This window comes from Asanoa sp. NPDC049573, from assembly GCF_040676615.1.
In the GTDB taxonomy this organism is placed as follows: Bacteria; Actinomycetota; Actinomycetes; order Mycobacteriales; family Micromonosporaceae; genus Asanoa.
The window spans coordinates 213,302-230,943 of the sequence record NZ_JBFAPI010000008.1; the positions used below are offsets into that span (position 1 = coordinate 213,302).

The window sequence follows — 17,642 nt, forward strand, 5'->3', positions numbered from 1 at the left end:
ACGACGATCGCTATCCCGACGAGCAGACCACGGCGGCGCACGTCAGGCGCCCTTGGCGTTCCGGGCGTTGGGTGAGAGCGCGACCAGGTGCGCGGCCGGCTCGGAGTAGCCGATCCCGACCACCTTGGCACCGTCGAAGTGGAACGAGGTCAGGCTGCACAGTCCACATTGGCGCTTGCGGGGGTCGTGCCAGAGCCGCTTGTGCTCGACATACCGGCGCAGGGTCCAGATCGGGAGTTGGTGCGAGATGCAGACCGCCTCGTGCCCCTCGGCGGCGACCCGGGCGGCGTGCACGGCGGCGAACATGCGCTCGGCGATCGCCCGGTAGGCCTCGCCCCACGACGGGGTCAGCGGGTCGCGCAGCACCCACCAGTTGCGCGGGTCGCGGAACGATCCGTCGCCGGGCGAGACCCGCTTGCCCTCGAACCAGTTGGCGCTCTCGATCAGCCGCTCGTCGACACCGACCGGAAGACCGAACTGGGCCGCGATCGGCTCGGCGGTCTGCTGCGCGCGTTCGAGCGGGCTGGCCACGACGTGGGTGACGTCGCGCTCGGCGAGCGCCTGCGCGGCCGCCTTGGCCATCTGGGTGCCGAGTTCGCTGAGCTTGAAGCCGGGGAGGCGCCCGTACAACACCTTGTCCGGGTTGTGCACCTCGCCGTGCCGCAGCACGTGCACCACCGTCGTCGTCACCTCGCGCCCCCCGCAGCCGCCGCCGCCCGCGCCGCGCCCGGCAGGGCCGCGGCCAACACCTCGAGGGCGGCGTCGTCGATCGCCGCCGACACGAACCAGGCCTCGAACGCGCTCGGCGGCAGGTAGACACCGGCGTCGAGCATCGCGTGGAAGAACGCCTTGAACGCGGCCACGTTCTGACCTCGGGCGCCGTCGAAGTCGACCACGTCGGCGTCGGTGAAGAAGATCGAGAACATGTTGCCGGCGTACGAGAGCCGGTGCGCGACCCCAGCGGCGGCCAGCGCCCCGGCGGCCATCTTGCCCACCGTGGTCGAGGTCTCGTCGAGCCGCCGGTAGACCGCCTCGTCGGCGAGCCGCAGCGACGCGAGGCCGGCGGCGCAGGCCAGCGGGTTTCCGGAGAGCGTGCCGGCCTGGTAGACCGGGCCGGCCGGTGCGAGCCTGCCCATGATCTCGGCCGAGCCGCCGAACGCCGCGGCCGGCAGCCCGCCGCCCATCACCTTGCCGTAGGTGTAGAGGTCGGCGCCGGTGTCTTCGATGCCGGCCCAACCGGAGCGCGACACCCGGAAGCCGGTCATCACCTCGTCGACGATGAACAGCGCGCCGTTGGCGTGTGCGATCCGGGCGACGCCGGCGTTGAACCCGTCACGCGGCGCGACCACTCCCATGTTGCCGGGCGCGGCCTCGGTGATCACGGCCGCGATCTCGGCGCCGTCGGCCGCGAAGACCGCCTCGACGGCCGCGAGGTCGTTGTAGGGCAACACGATCGTGTCGCCCGCCGCCGCGCCGGTGACGCCGGGCGAGTCGGGCAGGCCGAACGTGATGACACCGGAACCGGCCGACGCCAGCAACGAGTCGACGTGGCCGTGGTAGCACCCGGCGAACTTCACGATCTTCGACCGGCCGGTGTAGCCGCGGGCCAGCCGGATCGCCGACATCGTCGCCTCGGTGCCGGAGTTGACCAGGCGGACCTGCTCGATCGGGGTGCGCGCGACCATCTCGGCGGCCAGGTCGACCTCGCCGGGGGTGGGCGTGCCGAAACTCGTGCCGCGGGTGGCGGCCGCCGTGACCGCCTCGACGATGGCCGGGTGCGCGTGCCCGTGGATCAGCGGACCCCACGAGCAGACCAGGTCGAGATAGCGCCGGTCGTCGGCGTCGAACAGCCACGGGCCTTGGCCCCGGACCATGAAGCGCGGGGTGCCGCCGACCGCCCGGAACGCGCGCACCGGCGAGTTGACCCCGCCCGGCGTGAGCTCACGGGCGCGGCTGAACAAGGCCTCGGATGCCGGCGCGTCGGACGGGTACCGACCGGGGCCGGCCGAATTTGTTTCGGTCACGGTGCAGCCATTCTGACAGCGTGTAGGAGATGGCAGGCAGGCACCCCTGGGCCCACGCCGGCGGGCGACGCTCGACGGGCCGGGCCGAGGAGATCGCGATAGGCTGCTCGCGTGGAGCGTCCGGAACTGTCGATCGCCGTGCGGCGCACGCCCGAAGAGGTCGTGCTGAGTCTCGCCGGCGAGATTGACATGCTCACCGGCACCCGGCTCGCCAACGCGGTGACCGAGGTGCTGGCCGAGCCGCCGCCGCGCGTCACCCTCGATCTCGCCGGCGTCACGTTCTGTGACTCCACAGGGCTCGGCACGCTCGTCGTGCTCAGTCGCAAGGTCAGCCATGCACAGAGCGTTCTGGTGCTGACCAACGTCGGTGACTTTCTCATGCGGGTGCTCGACATCACCGGCCTCCGCTCCGCGCTGATGGTCAAGAACAGCGAGCCGTCGTCCTAACCCCAGCGGGCCTGTTCCAACAGCGCGACCGCCCGTTCCCGGGCGCCTTCCTCGTCTGAGCGCAGCAGCGTGGTAGCCGCGTCGACGGCCTCACTGAGCGAACGCCAGCGCGCGTCGCGTTCGCGCACGTCTTCACTGTGTGCAGCCAGTTGGCGACTCTTCGTCCACAAGTCGACGAAGACAGAGACCTTGGCCCGCAACACCCACGGGTCGAACGGCTTCGTTAGGTAGTCGACCGCACCCGCCGCGTAACCGCGGAGCGCGAGTTGGGCGTCGCGGTCGGCGGCCGTCAGGAAGATGATCGGGACGTGCCTGGTGCGCTCGCGGCGTTTGATGTGGTTGGCAGTCTCGAACCCGTCCATATCAGGCATTTGAGCGTCAAGCAAGATGACCGCGAAGTCGTCGACGAGGAGCTGCTTGAGTGCCGCTTCCCCGCTTTCGACCGCGACGGATTTCACCGGCAGCCCTTGGAGGATCGCCTCCAGCGCGAGGAGGTTTTCCTTACGGTCGTCGACCAGCAGTGCCTTCGCCGTCCCACTCACCGTCCCACCCTAACGGTCAAACCCCGCCGCCTTCCTGGGTCGGCTGGCCGACGGTGCCGTGCACCCAGCGCGCCATCAGGTCGATCAGCTCGTCGAGGTCGACCGGTTTGGTGATGTAGTCGGTCGCTCCGGCCGCGATCGCCGACTCCCGGTCGCCGGGCATCGCCTTCGCGGTGAGGAAGACCACGGGCAGGTCGACGTTGTGGTGGTTGCGGCGGATCGCCCGGGTGGTCTCGTACCCGTCCTGGTCGGGCATCATCGCGTCCATCAGCACGATGTCGACCTCGGGGTGCTCGGCCAGCGCCCGCACGCCGTCGCCGCCGTTGTCGGCGTAGAGCACCGACATGCCGTGCAGTTCGAGCGCGCTGGTCAGGGCGAACACGTTGCGCACGTCGTCGTCGATGATCAGCACCGTGGCGCCGTCGAGCGCCCGGCTGGCCGCGCTGAGCTGGCGCACCTGGTCGGTGGACGGGCGCAGCAGCGGCGGCGTCGCGATCCGCGGCGCCACCGGCGCGGGCATCGGCGCGACCACGGCGTCGGGTGCCAGCACATCGGGGACCAGCAGGGTGAACGTCGAGCCGACGTCGGGCTCCGAGACCACCGTGATCGTGCCGCCGAGCAGCCGGGCCAGGTCGCGGCTGATCGACAGGCCGAGGCCGGTGCCGCCGTACCGCCGGCTGGTCGTGCCGTCAGCCTGCTGGAACGCCTCGAAGATCAGGCTCAGCTTGTCGTCGGGCACCCCGATGCCGGTGTCGGTGACCGAGAAGGCGAACACCGTGCGGGCCGCCTGCAACGCCGGCAGGTCCAGGTCGGGGCTCGGCTCCGCGGTCTGGATGCGCAACGTCACTTCGCCGCTGTCGGTGAACTTGACCGCGTTGGAGAGCAGGTTGCGCAGGATCTGCTGGAGCCGCTGGGCGTCGGTGATCAGCATCTCGGGCAGGTCGGACCCGATCATCACCTCGAACCGCAGCCCCTTCTCCTCGGCCTGCGGCGCGAACGCCTGCTCGACGTAGCCGCGGATCTCGTCGAAAGCCAACTCGGTCGGCTCGACGTCCATCCGGCCGACCTCGATCTTCGACAGGTCGAGGATGTCGTCGATCAGCGAGAGCAGGTCGGAGCCGGCACTGTGGATGGTGCGGGCGAACTCGATCTGCTTCGCGGTCAGGTTCTCCTCCGGGTTGTCGGCCAGCAGCCTGGCTAGTAGGAGCAGGGAGTTGAGCGGCGTACGCAGCTCGTGGCTCATGTTGGCCAGGAACTCGGTCTTGTAGGCGCTCGCGGCCGACAGCTGCCGGGCCTTCTCCTCGAGGCCGATCCGGGCCAGCTCGATCTCCCGGTTCTTCGTCTCGATGTTGATGTTCTGGTCGGAGAGCAGCTTGGCCTTCTCCTCCAGCTCGTTGTTGGTGCGCTGTAGCTCGGCCGACTGCTCCTGCAGCTCGTGGGCGAGCCGCTGCGACTGGGCCAGCAGCTCCTCGGTGCGCCGGTTGGCCTGAATGGTGTTGAGCGCGATGCCGATGGTCGCGACCAGCCGCTCCAGGAACGTCAGGTGCAGGTCGGAGAACGCGTCGATGCAGGCGAACTCGATGACGCCGAGCACCTCGCCCTCGAACAGCACCGGCAGCACGACCAGGTCGCGCGGCTTGGCGTCGAGCATCCCGGAGCGCAGCGTGAGCGTGCCGGTGGGCTCGGCGCCGACCCGGATCGGCCGGCGCGACAGGGCCGCCTGGCCGACCAGACCCTCGCCCGGGCCGAAGACGACGTGGTGGTCGCGGGCGACGTAGCCGTAGGAGGCGGTCAGCCGCAGCCGGACCACGCCCTCGTCGGTGTCGGCCAGGAAGAACGCGCCGAGCTGGGCGTCGACCAGCGGTGTGACCTCCGTCATGATCATGCGGCAGACCTCGCCGAGGTCGCGCTGGCCTTGCAGCAGGCCGCCGATCCGGGCCACGTTGGAGTCCAGCCAGCCCTGCTCGGCGTTCTTCTTCGTGGTCTCGCGCAGGGTGACGATCATCTGGTTGATGTTGTCCTTGAGGTCGGCGACCTCGCCCTGAGCCTCGACCGTGATCCGCTGGGTCAGGTCGCCCCGGGTGACGCTGGTGCTCACTTCGGCGATCGCGCGCAGCTGGGTGGTCAGCGTCGACGCGAGCTGGTTGACGTTGTCGGTCAGGTCGCGCCAGGTGCCGGACACGCCCTTCACCTGTGCCTGGCCGCCGAGCTTGCCCTCGATGCCGACCTCGCGGCCGACCCGGGTGACCTCGTCGGCGAAGCTACTGAGCTGGTCGACCATCGTGTTGACGGTGTTCTTCAGCTCCAGGATCTCGCCCTGCGCGTCGACCGTGATCTTCTGGCCGAGGTCGCCCCGGGCCACCGCCGTGGTGACGGACGCGATGTTGCGGACCTGGCTGGTCAGGTTGCTCGCCATCGAGTTGACGTTGTCGGTCAGGTCGCGCCAGGTGCCACTCACGCCCTTCACCTGTGCCTGGCCGCCGAGCTGACCCTCGATGCCGACCTCGCGGGCGACGCGGGTGACCTCGTCGGCGAAGCTCGACAGCTGGTCGACCATCGTGTTGACCGTGCTCTTCAGCTCGAGGATCTCGCCCTGCGCGTCGACCGTGATCTTCTGGCTGAGGTCACCCCGGGCCACCGCGGTGGAGACCTGGGCGATGTTGCGGACCTGGCTGGTCAGGTTGGACGCCATGAAGTTGACGTTGTCGGTCAGGTCACGCCAGGTGCCGGCGATGCCGCGGACCTGGGCCTGACCGCCCAGCTTGCCCTCGGTGCCGACCTCGCGGGCGACCCGGGTGACCTCGTCGGCGAAGCTGCTGAGCTGATCCACCATCGTGTTGACCGTGTTCTTCAGCTCCAGGATCTCGCCGCGGGCGTCGACCGTGATCTTCTGACCGAGATCGCCCTTCGCGACGGCCGTCGTGACACTCGCGATGTTGCGGACCTGACTGGTGAGGTTGGACGCCATCGAGTTGACGTTGTCGGTCAGGTCACGCCACGTGCCGCTCACGCCCTTGACCTGGGCCTGACCGCCCAGCTTGCCCTCGGTGCCGACCTCGCGAGCAACGCGGGTGACCTCGTCGGCGAAGCTGCTGAGCTGGTCGACCATCGTGTTGACGGTGTTCTTCAGCTCCAGCATCTCGCCGCGGGCGTCGACCGTGATCTTCTGGCTCAGGTCACCCTTCGCGACGGCGGTGGAGACCTGGGAGATGTTGCGGACCTGACTGGTCAGGTTGCCGGCCAGCTGGTTGACGTTCTCGGTCAGGTCACGCCAGGTGCCGGAGACGCCGCGGACCTGGGCCTGGCCGCCGAGCTTGCCCTCGGTGCCGACCTCGCGGGCAACGCGGGTGACCTCGTCGGCGAAGCTGCTGAGCTGATCCACCATCGTGTTGACGGTGTCCTTCAGCTCCAGGATCTCACCCTGGGCGGCCACGGTGATCTTCTGAGAGAGGTCGCCGTTGGCCACCGCGGTCGAGACCTGGGCGATGTTGCGAACCTGGGCGGTCAGGTTGCTCGCCATCGAGTTCACCGAGTCGGTGAGGTCTTTCCAGGTGCCGGCGACGTTGGGCACGGCCGCCTGGCCGCCGAGCTTGCCTTCGGTGCCCACCTCGCGGGCGACGCGGGTGACCTGCTCGGCGAACAGCCGCAGGGTGTCGGTGAGCGAGTTCATCGTGTCGGCGAGGGCGGCGACCTCGCCGCGGGCGGACACGGTGATCTTCTGGCTGAGGTCACCGCGGGCCACGGCCGTCGCGACGGCCGAGATCGACCGCACCTGGTGGGTCAGGTTGGACGCCATGGTGTTGACCGAGTCGGTGAGGTCTTTCCAGGTGCCGGCGACGCCACGGACGTCGGCCTGGCCGCCCAGCTCGCCTTCGGTGCCCACCTCGCGGGCCACCCGGGTGACCTCGTTGGAGAAGCTGGAGAGCTGGTCGACCATCGTGTTGACCGTGCGCCCGATGCGGAGGAACTCACCGCGCAGCGGTCGACCGTCCATCTGCAGCGCCATGTGCTGCGAGAGGTCACCATCGGCGACGGCGACGATGACCCGGGCGATCTCGGTGGTCGGCCGGCCGAGGTCGTCGATCAGCGAGTTGATCGCGCGCTGGCTCTCCGCCCACGACCCGTCGTAGCCCTCTTCGTCGAGCCGCTCGGTCAACCGTCCGTCCCGACCGACGATCCGGGCGATCCGGCGTACGTCGAGATGTTGGCGCTCCTGCATGGCGACGACGTCGTTGAAGGCGTCGGCGACTTCGCCGGCGTGCCCCGCCCGACGCGGCAGCCGCACCTTGAGGTCACCCCGGGCAACCCGCCGGAGGGCTTCGGCCAACTCCCGAAGCTGAAGGGACTCGTCAGCGGCGGACTGGTCCGCGGCGGTGATCGTTTTCGCCGTGGTCATGGTTCCTCGCTCGGTCTGCTTATGAGGTTTCGGCGGGGGGAGGCCGCCGGCAGCCCTCCCATCATGGCCTTTGCCGCGCGACAAGCGCGAGGGCCAGCGCCGCGGATCGCCCTCGTCTTGTCGATGAGCGGTGGTTTCCGGAGATATCCGGACCTGAGCGGCGGCCAACCTGAGACCGGTGCCACATTCCGGCGGTCACTCCGGATCATTCGGCTTCGTCCCGCATCGACCCGGTCTGCCGCCGGGGGCGGCCCGGCCTGGTGACTTGCGACATGATCCGTGAGACATGCCCGAGCGCTGCCAGACCGGGCGGCTTGGAACATTCCGCCCCGGCGGGGCAGGATGCTAAGCGTGTCAGGGGAGGTCGTCGCGGGCCAGGTCGAGCACATCCGTCATGTGCGGCTGCCCGCCGACCGGCGCACGCCGGCCGCGGCCCGGGCGTTGGTGCGGGCCGTGCTGGCCGAGGCCGGGCTTGATGATCTCAGCAACGAGGCGCTGCTGCTGACCACGGAGCTGTCCACCAACGCCGTCGTGCACGCCGGCACCGAGCTCGACATCGAGGTCGCCGCCGACGGCGTCGGGCTCACCGTGACGGTGACCGACTTCGCCGGTGGGCCGATCGAGACGGTGCTGGCCCGGCCGCGGCCCGACACCGCCGACCTTTCCGAAATTTCTGAAATATCGGAAAGAGGGCGTGGGCTACTGCTCGTCGACCACTTCGCGGCCCGGTGGGGAACGATCCACGAAGGCGCCCGCAAGGGTGTCTGGTTCCGGCTCGACCGGCCCGCCGCCGCGGCGCCGCCCGCGCAGGCGGTGGTGCCCCGGCAGCTCGCCACCGGAGCCGTGCTCGGCAGCGCGCCGGCCGGACCCACGCCGCTGCCCGGGCCGACGCCTACCGCGACCGAGATGGCCGCACTCAGCCAGACCGCGCCGGATCCCTACTCCGACGATCCGCTGCCCGACTTCGCCGCCCACCTGCTGCACCGGGTGGCCGAGATGGTCGGTGCGGCCGGCGGCATGGTCCGGCTCGACCGCGGCGACGGCGCGGGCCCGCGGGCGTTGGCCCGCTACGGTCGGCCGCCGCGGCCCGACGACGAGCTGGTGCGGGTCGCGCTGGCGGTGAACCGGCCCTACAGCGGCGAGCTCGAGTTGGACGCCGCGCCGTCGGCGTACGCACGGCCCCTCGCCGCGCTGGTTGCCGAGCGGCTCTCGCTCTACGTCGAGAACGACCGGTTGCGCCGGGTCGACCTGCGCCGGCAGAGCTGGCTGACGTTCCTGGCCGAGGCGAGCGAGTTGCTGGCGCAGTCGCTCGACGTACACCTGACGATGGCTCTGATCCCGCAGCTCGTGGTGCCGCGCCTCGGCCAGTGGTGCGCGGTGCACACCACCGACGAGTGGGGGCGGCTCGACCTGGCCGCGGCCAGCCACGCCGACGAGTCGGTGTTGCCGCGGCTGCATGCCGTGCTCGCCGAGACCGGGCCCGAGTCGATGCTGGCGCGGCTGCGCGAGGCGTCGCGGACCGAGTCGCAGGTGCCGCTCGGGCCGCCGATGGAAGGCTTCGCCGTGCCGTTGGTCGCGCGCGGGCAGCGGCTCGGCACCCTCGCCGTCGGCCGGCCCCAGCGGCACCGGCACGACCCCGACGAGGTCGCGGTGATCGAAGACGTGGCCCGCCGGGCCGCGCTCGCGATCGAGAACGCGCGGATCCACGAAGAGCGCCGCAAGGTCGCGCACACGCTGCAACAGTCACTGCTGCCGCCGGTGCTGCCGGTGGTCAAGGGCATCGGCTTCGCTGCCGAATACGTGCCGACCGGCGACGCCGCCGAGGTCGGCGGTGACTTCTACGACGTGGTGCCGCTGCCCGACGACCGCTGGCTGGTGGTCGTCGGCGACGTGTCCGGCAAGGGTGTGCCGGCGGCGGCGGTCACCGGCCTGGTCCGCGACGTGATCCGAGTGCTGGTGCACGACGGCCGGCCGCTGCCCGAGGCGCTCCAGCGGCTCAACGAGACGCTGGTCGAACGCGGCGCCGGGCGCTATTGCACGCTGGCCCTGGCCGCGGTCGGCCCGGCCGCCGCCGGCGAGGGCGCCCTCGCCGTCTCGCTCCACCTGGCCGGGCACGACCGGCCGGTCGCGGTCCGTGCCGACGGCAGAGCCACCTTCGTGGGTACGGGCGGCACCGCGCTCGGTCTCCTCGACGAGGTCGCGACGCCGGTCGCCGAGTTGACCCTGCGCCCCGGCGACGCGCTGGTGTTCTACACCGACGGGGTCACCGAGCGGCGGCGCGGGCGCGACCTGTTCGGCCCGGAGCGGCTGCGCGACGCCGCCGCGCCGCTGGCCGGCTACTCCGCCGAGGTCGTCGCGGCGCGGCTGAAGACGACAGTGCTCGGCTTCTCGGCCGACACTCCGCGCGACGACATCGCGATCCTGGTGCTGCGCAACGACTTCCTACCCGGATAGGCCCGCCTCGTGTGTCGTGCCCGGACGGGCTCTGGGGGTTGATCGTGGATCGGATCCGCTGGTCGGTGGATCGGGTCGATCCGGCGCCGGGTGAGCGCATCTTGGAGATCGGCTGCGGTGGCGGCACGGCGGTGGAGTTGGTCTGTGCCCGGCTCAGCACCGGGTCGGTCACGGCGATCGACCGGTCCGCGACGGCGGTGAAGAAGACGCTAGCCCGCAATGCCTCGTGCGTCGCCGCGGGACGGGCGACGGTCTTCCAGGCCCCGTTCACGTTCGACGGCCTGGCGCGACTGGCCGACCACTCGTTCGACAAGGTGTTCTCCAACAACGTCAACCTGTTCTGGACCAGCCCGGCGCAGGAGGAACTCGCGCTGCTGCGCCGGTTGCTGGTGCCGGGCGGCACGATGTTCGCCTGCTGGGGGCGGGGCCCGACGGCCGGGCGCTCGGACCAGATCGCCGCGCGGGCGGCCGCCCGCTTCGTCGCCGCCGGCTTCCGCACCCGGGTGACCTCGTTCGAGGGAATGCAGTGCGTAGCCGCCACGCCGAATCCGACACGCTGAGGTCTATGTCCGTTTAGCGTTGTTCAATGGCCACCCCCACCACCGCGCCCGGGTCGAACAAGTACACCGCGCTCGCGGCGATGGTGTTCGCCGTCGCGATGACGTTCATCGACCAGACGATCGTGTCGATCGCGGTGCCGGACATCTCCGGTGAGCTGGACATCTCGGCGTCGGCCATCCAGTGGGTGATCAACGGGTACCTGCTGTCCCTGTCCGCCTTCTTCGCGTTCGGCGGCCGGCTCGCGGACATCCTCGGCCACCGCCGGATGGTGCTGATCGGCGTCACGATCTTCGCGGTCTCGTCGGCCCTGTGCGGCGCGACGCCCTCCGGCGACGGCGCCGAGGCCTGGCTGATCATCTTCCGGGTCATCCAGGGCTTCGGCGCGGCGCTGCTGTTCCCCGCTGCCCTGGCCATCGTGGTGGCGGCCTTCCCACTTCAGCAGCGCGGCCGGGCGCTGGCGATCTTCTTCGGCGTCAGCGGCGGCCTGACCGCGATCGGCCCGATCCTGGGCGGCTGGCTCACCCAGTACACGTGGCGGGCCATCTTCTGGGTGAACGTACCCGTGGCGATCATCGCGGTTGTCTTGACCTTGATCGCCAAGGTCAACCCGGCGCACCGCCGCGAGAAGCTCGACTGGCGCGGTGCGTGCCTGATCGTCGCGGGCATGGCGCTGAGCGTGCTCGGTCTGCAGCAGGCGAGCACGTGGGGCTGGGACAGTTGGCGCACCTGGCTGAGCATCGTCGCGGGCGTCGTACTTCTCGTGATCTTCGTGTTCGTCGAGTCGCGCACCGAGGTCCCGCTGATCAAGGTCCGGATCTTCCGGGACCGGGCGTTCACGATCGACAACGCGGTGCTGTTCTTCGGCCTGATGGCGTTCGTGCCGATGTTCTTCTTCGCCAGCGTCTACGCGCAGCTCTCGCTGGGCCAGTCCGCCAACGGCGCCGGCCTCTATCTGCTGATCTTCTTCGGCGGCTTCGTGGTGGCCGCGCAGATCGGTGGCCGGATGCTCGACAAGGGCGGTGCCCGGCGCCCGATGATCGGTGGTTGCGTGCTCGGCACGATCGGTTTCGCGTTCTGGGCCAACAGCCTGACCACGCTCCAGCAGGACCACCAGTGGTACTGGATCGTCCTCTCCGGCGCCGGCATCGGCTTCTTCCTGGGCCCGGCCAGCACGGACGCGGTCAACCGGGCCATCAACGCGTCGTACGGCGAGGTCACCGGCATCACCCAGACGCTGCGAAACTTCGGGTCGAGCCTGAGCCTGGCCATCCTCGGCACGATCCTCATCCAGGTCGGCCGCGGCAAAATCACGGATTCGCTGACCGGCCTGGGCGTGCCGCGCGCCGACGCGACGGCGGCGGCCAACTCGCTGATGTCGTCGACCGCGGGCGCCAGCACGTCGGCCGACTCCCTGCCACCCTCGATCCGCGGCGCCGCGTTCGCGGCCATCCAGCGCGACTACGCCGAAGCCTCCCGCGTCGTCTTCTACGGCATGGCGGTAGCCCTCTTCGTGGCGCTGTGTTTCGCGCTGTTCCACCCCGGCGGCAAGGTCACGGCCGAGAAGACGGAGCCGGTCGGTCCCGTGCCGGCGCGGGCGCCGGCGCCATCGTAGGCCGGCCGGTATTCGCCGGCGTCGGCGTAGCCCGGCCCGTGTTCGCCGGCGCCGGCGGGGGGGCGGCTGGTGTCCGCCGGCGCCGCCGTAGCCCGGCCGGTGTGCCGGCGCCGCCGGGGGCGGCCGGTGTGCCGGCGCCGCCGCAGCCCGGCCGGTGTTCGCCGGCGCCGCCGTAGGCCGGCCGGTGTTCGCCGGCCGCGAACGGACGAGCCCCGACCTCCCGGCGGGTATACGGTCGGCTGTAGGGCCGACCTCTCGGTTGAACCCGCGCGGCCTGGCGCCTGGGCCCGTGTCCCGTCGATCATCGCGAGCCGAACGGTCTCTTCTCGGTTACCCCGAGACGCCGCCAACCGCATTTGGCCCGCCGCAGGCCTCGGGACACGGCCTTTGAGCCGCGTGACGCTGCGCTGTCGACTGTGGAGGATGGTGTCGGCGATCGGTAGCCGGTTCCAGTTCAGGTTCGGTGACGACGGAGGGACTGACGAGGATGCCGCTCGACGACCGGCCACGCCGGTGGAACATCACGCCCGGGAGCCCGCAGTGGTCCGACCAGCCGCCGCCGGCCCTTGACAGCGGGCCGTCGCTATCCCCGTGGCTCGAGGAGAAGCTCTTCGACCGGCGCATCGTCATCCTGCAGGGCTCGGTGACCGGCGCGGCCGCCACCCGGACGGTGGCCGCGCTGATGACCCTCGACGTGCAGGGCGGCGACCCGGTCGAGCTGCACCTGCGCAGCCCCGACGGCGACCTCGACGCCGTCTTCGCCGTCATCGACGCGGTTGACGTCATGCACGCGCCGGTACACGCACTGGCCTCAGCCGAGATCGGCGGCGCCGCGGTCGGGCTGTATGCCGTCGCGCCGCACCGCAAGGCCTTCCCACACAGCCGCTTCCGCCTCCGCGAGCCCCGCGCCGCCGGCGTCGCCGGGACCGCCGAAGATGTCGCCCACGCCGCGGGCCAACACCTCCGCGCCCTCGACGACCTGATCGTGCGGATCGCCGAGGCCACCGGCCAGCCCCGCAGCCGCGTCGAAGACGACATGTCGCGCGGCCGCCAACTCACCGCCGAAGAGGCGCGCGAGTATGGCCTGGTCCATGAGATCGTCGCCCCCGGCAAGAAGAGCAGCCCGGCCTGACACGGTGCCGTCGGCGCCACAATCGAGCTCAGCGCCGAGGCCACCTTGGGCGCCACTGAAAACCTAAGTCGTCGGCTTGGCGCCGGCGGTGCCCCGGGCACATCGCTGGCCGTCCAACGGCGCGCCAAAGGCAGGACCGTCAAGCCCTCGGCGCGGCCTCCGCCGGCCCCAGGCGGGTCCCGGGGCGGCCAACCGGCGCCATCGCCGAAGGCGAGACCATTCTGAATGGCCCCTGGCGACCCCAGGCACATCCCTTGAGCGGCCAACGGCGCCGCAACAGCACGACGACCACGGCTCCGCCTTGCCTCTTCAGGCCCTAGGTTGCCGGGCTTGCCCGGCCCAGCCTGGCCTAGCCGGGTTGCCGGCCCAGCCTGGCCCAGCCGGGTTGCCGAGCGCGTCCGGCCCAACCGGATCGCCGGCGTCCCCGGCCCAACCGGATCGCCGGCGTCCCCCGCCCAACCGGATCGCCGGCGTCCCCCGCCCAACCGAATCGCCGGCGTCCCCCGCCCGACCGGATCGCCGGCGTACCCGGCCCAACCCGACCCAGACCGGCCCAAGCCAGACCGGCCCGGCGGCGCCATCGCGGGCGACCAGCACCGAGGATCAGGGGCTCTCGAGCGGACAAGCCCGGCGCCCCGAGTTCAGAGGCCGCCGATGTAGCGGCCAGGCGCCATGCGCCGGTGTGGGTCGAATCGTTGCTTCACCTCCCGCAGCGTCGGGAGGGCGGCCACCGGCCCCCACAGGTCGATCGACTGGCGGACCACCGGTGGCGCCGAGGTGACCACGCACGTGCCGCCACGGAAGAGCAGGACGCCGCGGACGGCGGTCAGGATCGCCGACACGCGGTCGACGCCCAGGCTGGCAGGGAGCGCCGCGTGGACGACGCCCGTGCCGGCGGCGCCGCGGACCGGGACCGGGCCGCCGACCGCGTCGCGTAGCGCGTAGATCGCGGCGTGCAGGTCGCTGATCGGCACCTGCAACCGCAGCGCCACCTCGCCCGGCTCGAACGGGTAGCGATGCCACCAGCGCGGCGGGGTCTCGAAAGCGCGGGCGTCGCCGCTCAACAGTGTGATCAGTTGCTCGGCGCGGTCGAGGACTTCGGCCCGCCCGCCCTCTAGGAGCAGGGCGACCGTGCCAGGGCCCTGGCGGCTGCGTTGGCGCGGGATCAGCGCCGCGCGGTGGGCCGGCAGGTCGACCTCGATCGCCGACGGGGCGACCGCGCCGGCCAGCGCCTGGCGGACCAGGTCGTGCACCTCGAGCGGCGTCCAGACCGAGCGCGTCACCCAGACCCGCGCCGCCGGAGCGGCCTGGGTGCGCAGTGTCGCCGAGACCAGCAGCGCGAGCGCGCCCTGCGAACCGCACAGCACCTGGTTGAGGCCCGGGCCGTCGGCGGCGCGCATCGACCAGCCGTCGGCATGATGCAGCCGGCCCTCGGCGTCGACGTAGCTCACGCCGATCACCTGCTCGCACGGCGTGCCGTAGCGATGGCGCAGCGGGCCGGCCTCGTCGGCCGCCAGGATGCCGCCGATGGTGGCGCCGGCCGAGCGTGGGTCGCAGGCCAGGCGGTGACCGCGCTGGCCAAGCGTGGCCTGGACCGCGCGGAGTGGGGTGCCGGCGCCGACCTCGACGGTGAGCTCGCCGGCGTCGCGGTGCCAGATGCCGGCCAGCCGGCCGGTGTCGACGAGCAGGTCGAGCCGGGCCGGCGGGGCGCCCCAGTCGAGCTTGGTCGCGGCGCCGCGCGGGATCACCGCGAGGTTGCCGGCCGCCGCCAGCGACAGGACGGCCGCGGCCGCCTCGACCGTGCCGGGCGCGGCGACCCAGCGGGCGGGCACGCCGGCGACCTCGTCGGCGGGGCCGGCTTCACGCGCGAACTCTGTGCCACAGATCGCCGCCAGGCGCCGCCCGACGTCGGAGCCGCCTGGCGTGGTCATGGCGTAATCGTACACATGTTCGAATGGCCTGCAACGACCGTCCACAGCCGGCCGGGTAGCGTGACTTCCGTGACCGACGAGTCAAAGCCCCCTGTCGCGAAGCGGGTCCAGCGCGAACGCACCCACCACGGCGACACCATCGTCGACGAGTACGCATGGCTCGCGGAAAAGGACGATCCCGACACCCTCGACTACCTCAAGGCCGAGAACAGCTACACCGAGGCCGTGACGGCACACCTCGCGCCGCTGCGGGAGAAGCTGTTCGGCGAGATCCGGGCACGCACCCAGGAGACCGACCTGTCGGTGCCCACCCGGATGGGGCAGTTCTGGTACTACACCCGCACCGTCGAAGGCCAGCAGTATCCGATCCACTGCCGGGTTCCGGCCGGCGACCCGGCCGAGACGACGCCGCCCACCACCGGCGACGGCGCACCGCTGCCGGGTGAGCAGATCCTGCTCGACGGCAACGCGCTCGCCGAGGGGCACGAGTTCTTCTCGCTGGGCGCGTTCGACGTCAGCCCCGACGGCAACCGCCTGGCCTACTCGACCGACTTCACCGGTGACGAGCGCTTCACCCTCAGGATCAAAGACCTGCGCAGTGGCGAGGTGCTGGCCGACGAGGTACCCGACACCTTCTACGGCACCGCCTGGTCGTACGACGGTGGCACGCTCTTCTATCTGACCGTCGACGACGCGTGGCGCCCGCACCGCGTCTGGCGGCACACCGTCGGCGCACCGACCGGCGACGACGTGATCGTCTACGAGGAGTTGGACGAGCGGTTCTGGGTCGGCGTCGACCTGACCCGCTCGCAGCGCTACATCCTGATCGAGGCCGGCAGCAAGATCACCAGCGAGGTCCGGGTGATCCCGGCCGACGACCCGACCGCCGAGCCGGCGTTGATCGCGCCGCGGCGGCAGGGCGTCGAATACTCCGTCGAGCACCACGGGCACCGCTTCCTGATCCTGCACAACGACGGCGCCGAAGACTTCGAGTTGGCCTACACCTCGGTCGATGATCCGTCCGGCTGGGTGACGATGGTGCCGCACGCGCCCGGCACCCGGCTCGAATCGGTCGACGCGTTCGCCGAGCACCTGGTCATCTCGCTGCGCCGCGACGGCCTCAGCGGCCTGCGGATCCTGCCGCTCGGTGAGACCGACGGCTATGACATGCGGTTCCCGGAGCCGATCTACAGCGTCAACATCGATTCAAACCCGGAATACCAGACCGCCAGCGTACGGCTGCGTTACACGTCACTGACCACGCCGGAGTCGGTGTACGACTACGACCTGGCCACCGGTGAGCTGATCCTGCGCAAGCGCAAGCCGGTGCTCCGCGGGCCCGACGGGCGCGAGTTCGACCCGGCCGACTACGAGCAGCACCGCGAGTGGGCGCTGGCCGACGACGGCACCCGGGTGCCGATCTCGCTGATCCGCCACAAGGGCACGCCACGCGACGGCTCGGCCCCTTGTGTCCTCTATGGATACGGATCGTACGAGGCGTCGATGGACCCGTGGTTCTCGGTGCCCCGCCTCTCGTTGCTCGACCGCGGCATGGTCTTCGCGGTGGCGCACGTGCGCGGCGGCGGCGAGATGGGCCGGCGGTGGTATGAGGACGGCAAGCTGCTGGCCAAGAAGAACACGTTCACCGACTTCGTCGCCTGCGCGCAGCACCTCGCCAAGGCCGGCTGGACCTCGCCCGACCGGCTCGTCGCCCGCGGCGGCTCGGCCGGTGGTCTGCTGATGGGTGCGGTGGCCAACCTGGCACCGCAGGCGTTCACCGCGATCGTGGCCGAGGTGCCCTTTGTGGACCCGCTGACGTCTATCTTGGACCCGTCGCTGCCGCTGACCGTGATGGAGTGGGAAGAGTGGGGCAACCCGCTCGCCGATCCCGAGGTCTACGCCTACATGAAGTCCTACTCGCCCTACGAGAACGTCTCCGATATGGACTATCCGGCGATCCTGGCCGCCAGCAGCCTCAACGACACCCGGGTGCTCTACCACGAGCCGACAAAGTGGATCGCCCGGCTGCGCGCCACCGCGGAGCGCGGGCACTACCTGCTCAAAACCGAGATGGGCGCCGGCCACGGCGGCCCGAGCGGCCGCTACGACGCCTGGAAGGACGAGGCCTTCATCGCGGCCTGGATCCTTGATCGCGTCGGCCTAGCCGACTAAACAACGGAGCGGCCTCGCCGACTAGACAACTCAGCGGCCAGCTCAGGCGGTGGCCGCCTCATTGACCAAGGGGCCTATCCGGTAACCGGATAGGCCCCCGCGTCATGTACGTCAGCTCGTCAACGCGGCGCCGATGATGATGCCGAGCACCGCGCCGACCACGCTGGCGCCGGCGGCGTACCAGCCGAGTGGCTTGTCGCCGAGCACGGCGGCGACGATGCCCAGGATCAGGCCGAGCAGGCCGAAGATCAGCGGCGAGATGAGCACCGCGAGCACGGCGAAGACGAAGGCGATGATGGTGCAGATGCGGGCGGCCGAGCTACGCGGCCGTGCGGGGCTGGTCGGGTAGGACATGCCGTCACTCCTCGGTT

General features: G+C 71.0%; 12 protein-coding genes. 6 read left to right on the top strand and 6 right to left on the bottom strand.

All coding sequences use genetic code 11. The features are described from left to right. Nucleotides 1-42 precede the first annotated feature (42 nt). Nucleotides 43-690 carry a histidine phosphatase family protein gene (locus AB0J74_RS20255; RefSeq protein ID WP_363449985.1) on the bottom strand — a complete coding sequence of 216 codons (648 nt, stop codon included), beginning with the start codon at nucleotides 688-690 and terminating at the stop codon, nucleotides 43-45. Then, complete coding sequence (gene hemL / locus AB0J74_RS20260) at nucleotides 687-2,024, bottom strand: glutamate-1-semialdehyde 2,1-aminomutase (RefSeq protein ID WP_363449987.1); 1,338 nt, start codon at nucleotides 2,022-2,024, stop codon at nucleotides 687-689. Before hemL ends, AB0J74_RS20255 begins: the two co-directional genes overlap by 4 nt. A 111-nt stretch (nucleotides 2,025-2,135) precedes the next feature. On the opposite strand from hemL, the gene AB0J74_RS20265 reads away from it, so the two are divergent. Then, a complete protein-coding gene (locus tag AB0J74_RS20265) occupies nucleotides 2,136-2,471 on the top strand; it encodes an STAS domain-containing protein (RefSeq protein WP_363449989.1) in 336 nt (111 codons plus the stop codon). Here AB0J74_RS20265 and AB0J74_RS20270 read toward each other — a convergent pair. Together AB0J74_RS20270 and AB0J74_RS20275 are read right to left on the bottom strand one after the other, a co-directional pair. Beyond that, nucleotides 2,468-3,013 carry a response regulator gene (locus AB0J74_RS20270; RefSeq protein WP_363449991.1) on the bottom strand — a complete coding sequence of 182 codons (546 nt, stop codon included), beginning with the start codon at nucleotides 3,011-3,013 and terminating at the stop codon, nucleotides 2,468-2,470. The genes AB0J74_RS20265 and AB0J74_RS20270 overlap by 4 nt on opposite strands. A 16-nt stretch (nucleotides 3,014-3,029) precedes the next feature. After that, entirely contained in the window at nucleotides 3,030-7,409 is a 4,380-nt protein-coding gene (locus AB0J74_RS20275) for a HAMP domain-containing protein (RefSeq protein ID WP_363449993.1), read from the bottom strand. Between the two features lie 342 nt (nucleotides 7,410-7,751). Between AB0J74_RS20275 and AB0J74_RS20280 the strand changes: the two genes are divergently transcribed. The 4 genes from AB0J74_RS20280 (at nucleotide 7,752) to AB0J74_RS20295 (ending at nucleotide 13,168) form a co-directional block, all read left to right on the top strand. Beyond that, a complete protein-coding gene (locus tag AB0J74_RS20280) occupies nucleotides 7,752-9,863 on the top strand; it encodes a SpoIIE family protein phosphatase (RefSeq protein WP_363449995.1) in 2,112 nt (703 codons plus the stop codon). 44 nt (nucleotides 9,864-9,907) lie between these two features. Then, entirely contained in the window at nucleotides 9,908-10,423 is a 516-nt protein-coding gene (locus AB0J74_RS20285) for a class I SAM-dependent methyltransferase (protein ID WP_363449997.1), read from the top strand. A 26-nt stretch (nucleotides 10,424-10,449) separates the two neighbouring features. Then, nucleotides 10,450-12,036, top strand: a complete 1,587-nt coding sequence (locus AB0J74_RS20290) for an MFS transporter (RefSeq protein ID WP_363449999.1) — start codon at nucleotides 10,450-10,452, stop codon at nucleotides 12,034-12,036. A gap of 487 nt (nucleotides 12,037-12,523) precedes the next feature. Continuing rightward, nucleotides 12,524-13,168 (top strand): ATP-dependent Clp protease proteolytic subunit, encoded by a 645-nt coding sequence (locus AB0J74_RS20295; RefSeq protein ID WP_363450001.1) that lies wholly within the window; start codon nucleotides 12,524-12,526, stop codon nucleotides 13,166-13,168. 641 nt (nucleotides 13,169-13,809) lie between these two features. Here AB0J74_RS20295 and AB0J74_RS20300 read toward each other — a convergent pair. Beyond that, nucleotides 13,810-15,099 carry an FAD-binding oxidoreductase gene (locus tag AB0J74_RS20300; RefSeq protein WP_363450003.1) on the bottom strand — a complete coding sequence of 430 codons (1,290 nt, stop codon included), beginning with the start codon at nucleotides 15,097-15,099 and terminating at the stop codon, nucleotides 13,810-13,812. Nucleotides 15,100-15,168: 69 nt separating this feature from the next. Here AB0J74_RS20300 and AB0J74_RS20305 point away from each other — a divergent pair, with 69 nt between their 5' ends. Continuing rightward, nucleotides 15,169-17,271: a S9 family peptidase gene (locus AB0J74_RS20305; RefSeq protein WP_363450005.1), complete on the top strand. Its 2,103-nt coding sequence runs from the start codon at nucleotides 15,169-15,171 to the stop codon at nucleotides 17,269-17,271. Nucleotides 17,272-17,382: 111 nt separating this feature from the next. Here AB0J74_RS20305 and AB0J74_RS20310 read toward each other — a convergent pair whose 3' ends face one another. Then, nucleotides 17,383-17,625, bottom strand: a complete 243-nt coding sequence (locus tag AB0J74_RS20310) for a hypothetical protein (RefSeq protein WP_363450007.1) — start codon at nucleotides 17,623-17,625, stop codon at nucleotides 17,383-17,385. Nucleotides 17,626-17,642: the final 17 nt, after the last annotated feature.

What these genes read in the sequence shown, in the direction of transcription:
- AB0J74_RS20275 (WP_363449993.1), bottom strand. Translation starts at nt 7,409, where the DNA reads ATGACCACGGCGAAAACGATCACCGCCGCGGACCAGTCCGCCGCTGAC.
- AB0J74_RS20280 (WP_363449995.1), top strand. Translation starts at nt 7,752, where the DNA reads ATGCTAAGCGTGTCAGGGGAGGTCGTCGCGGGCCAGGTCGAGCACATC.
- AB0J74_RS20290 (WP_363449999.1), top strand. Translation starts at nt 10,450, where the DNA reads ATGGCCACCCCCACCACCGCGCCCGGGTCGAACAAGTACACCGCGCTC.
- AB0J74_RS20295 (WP_363450001.1), top strand. Translation starts at nt 12,524, where the DNA reads ATGCCGCTCGACGACCGGCCACGCCGGTGGAACATCACGCCCGGGAGC.
- AB0J74_RS20300 (WP_363450003.1), bottom strand. Translation starts at nt 15,099, where the DNA reads ATGACCACGCCAGGCGGCTCCGACGTCGGGCGGCGCCTGGCGGCGATC.
- AB0J74_RS20310 (WP_363450007.1), bottom strand. Translation starts at nt 17,625, where the DNA reads ATGTCCTACCCGACCAGCCCCGCACGGCCGCGTAGCTCGGCCGCCCGC.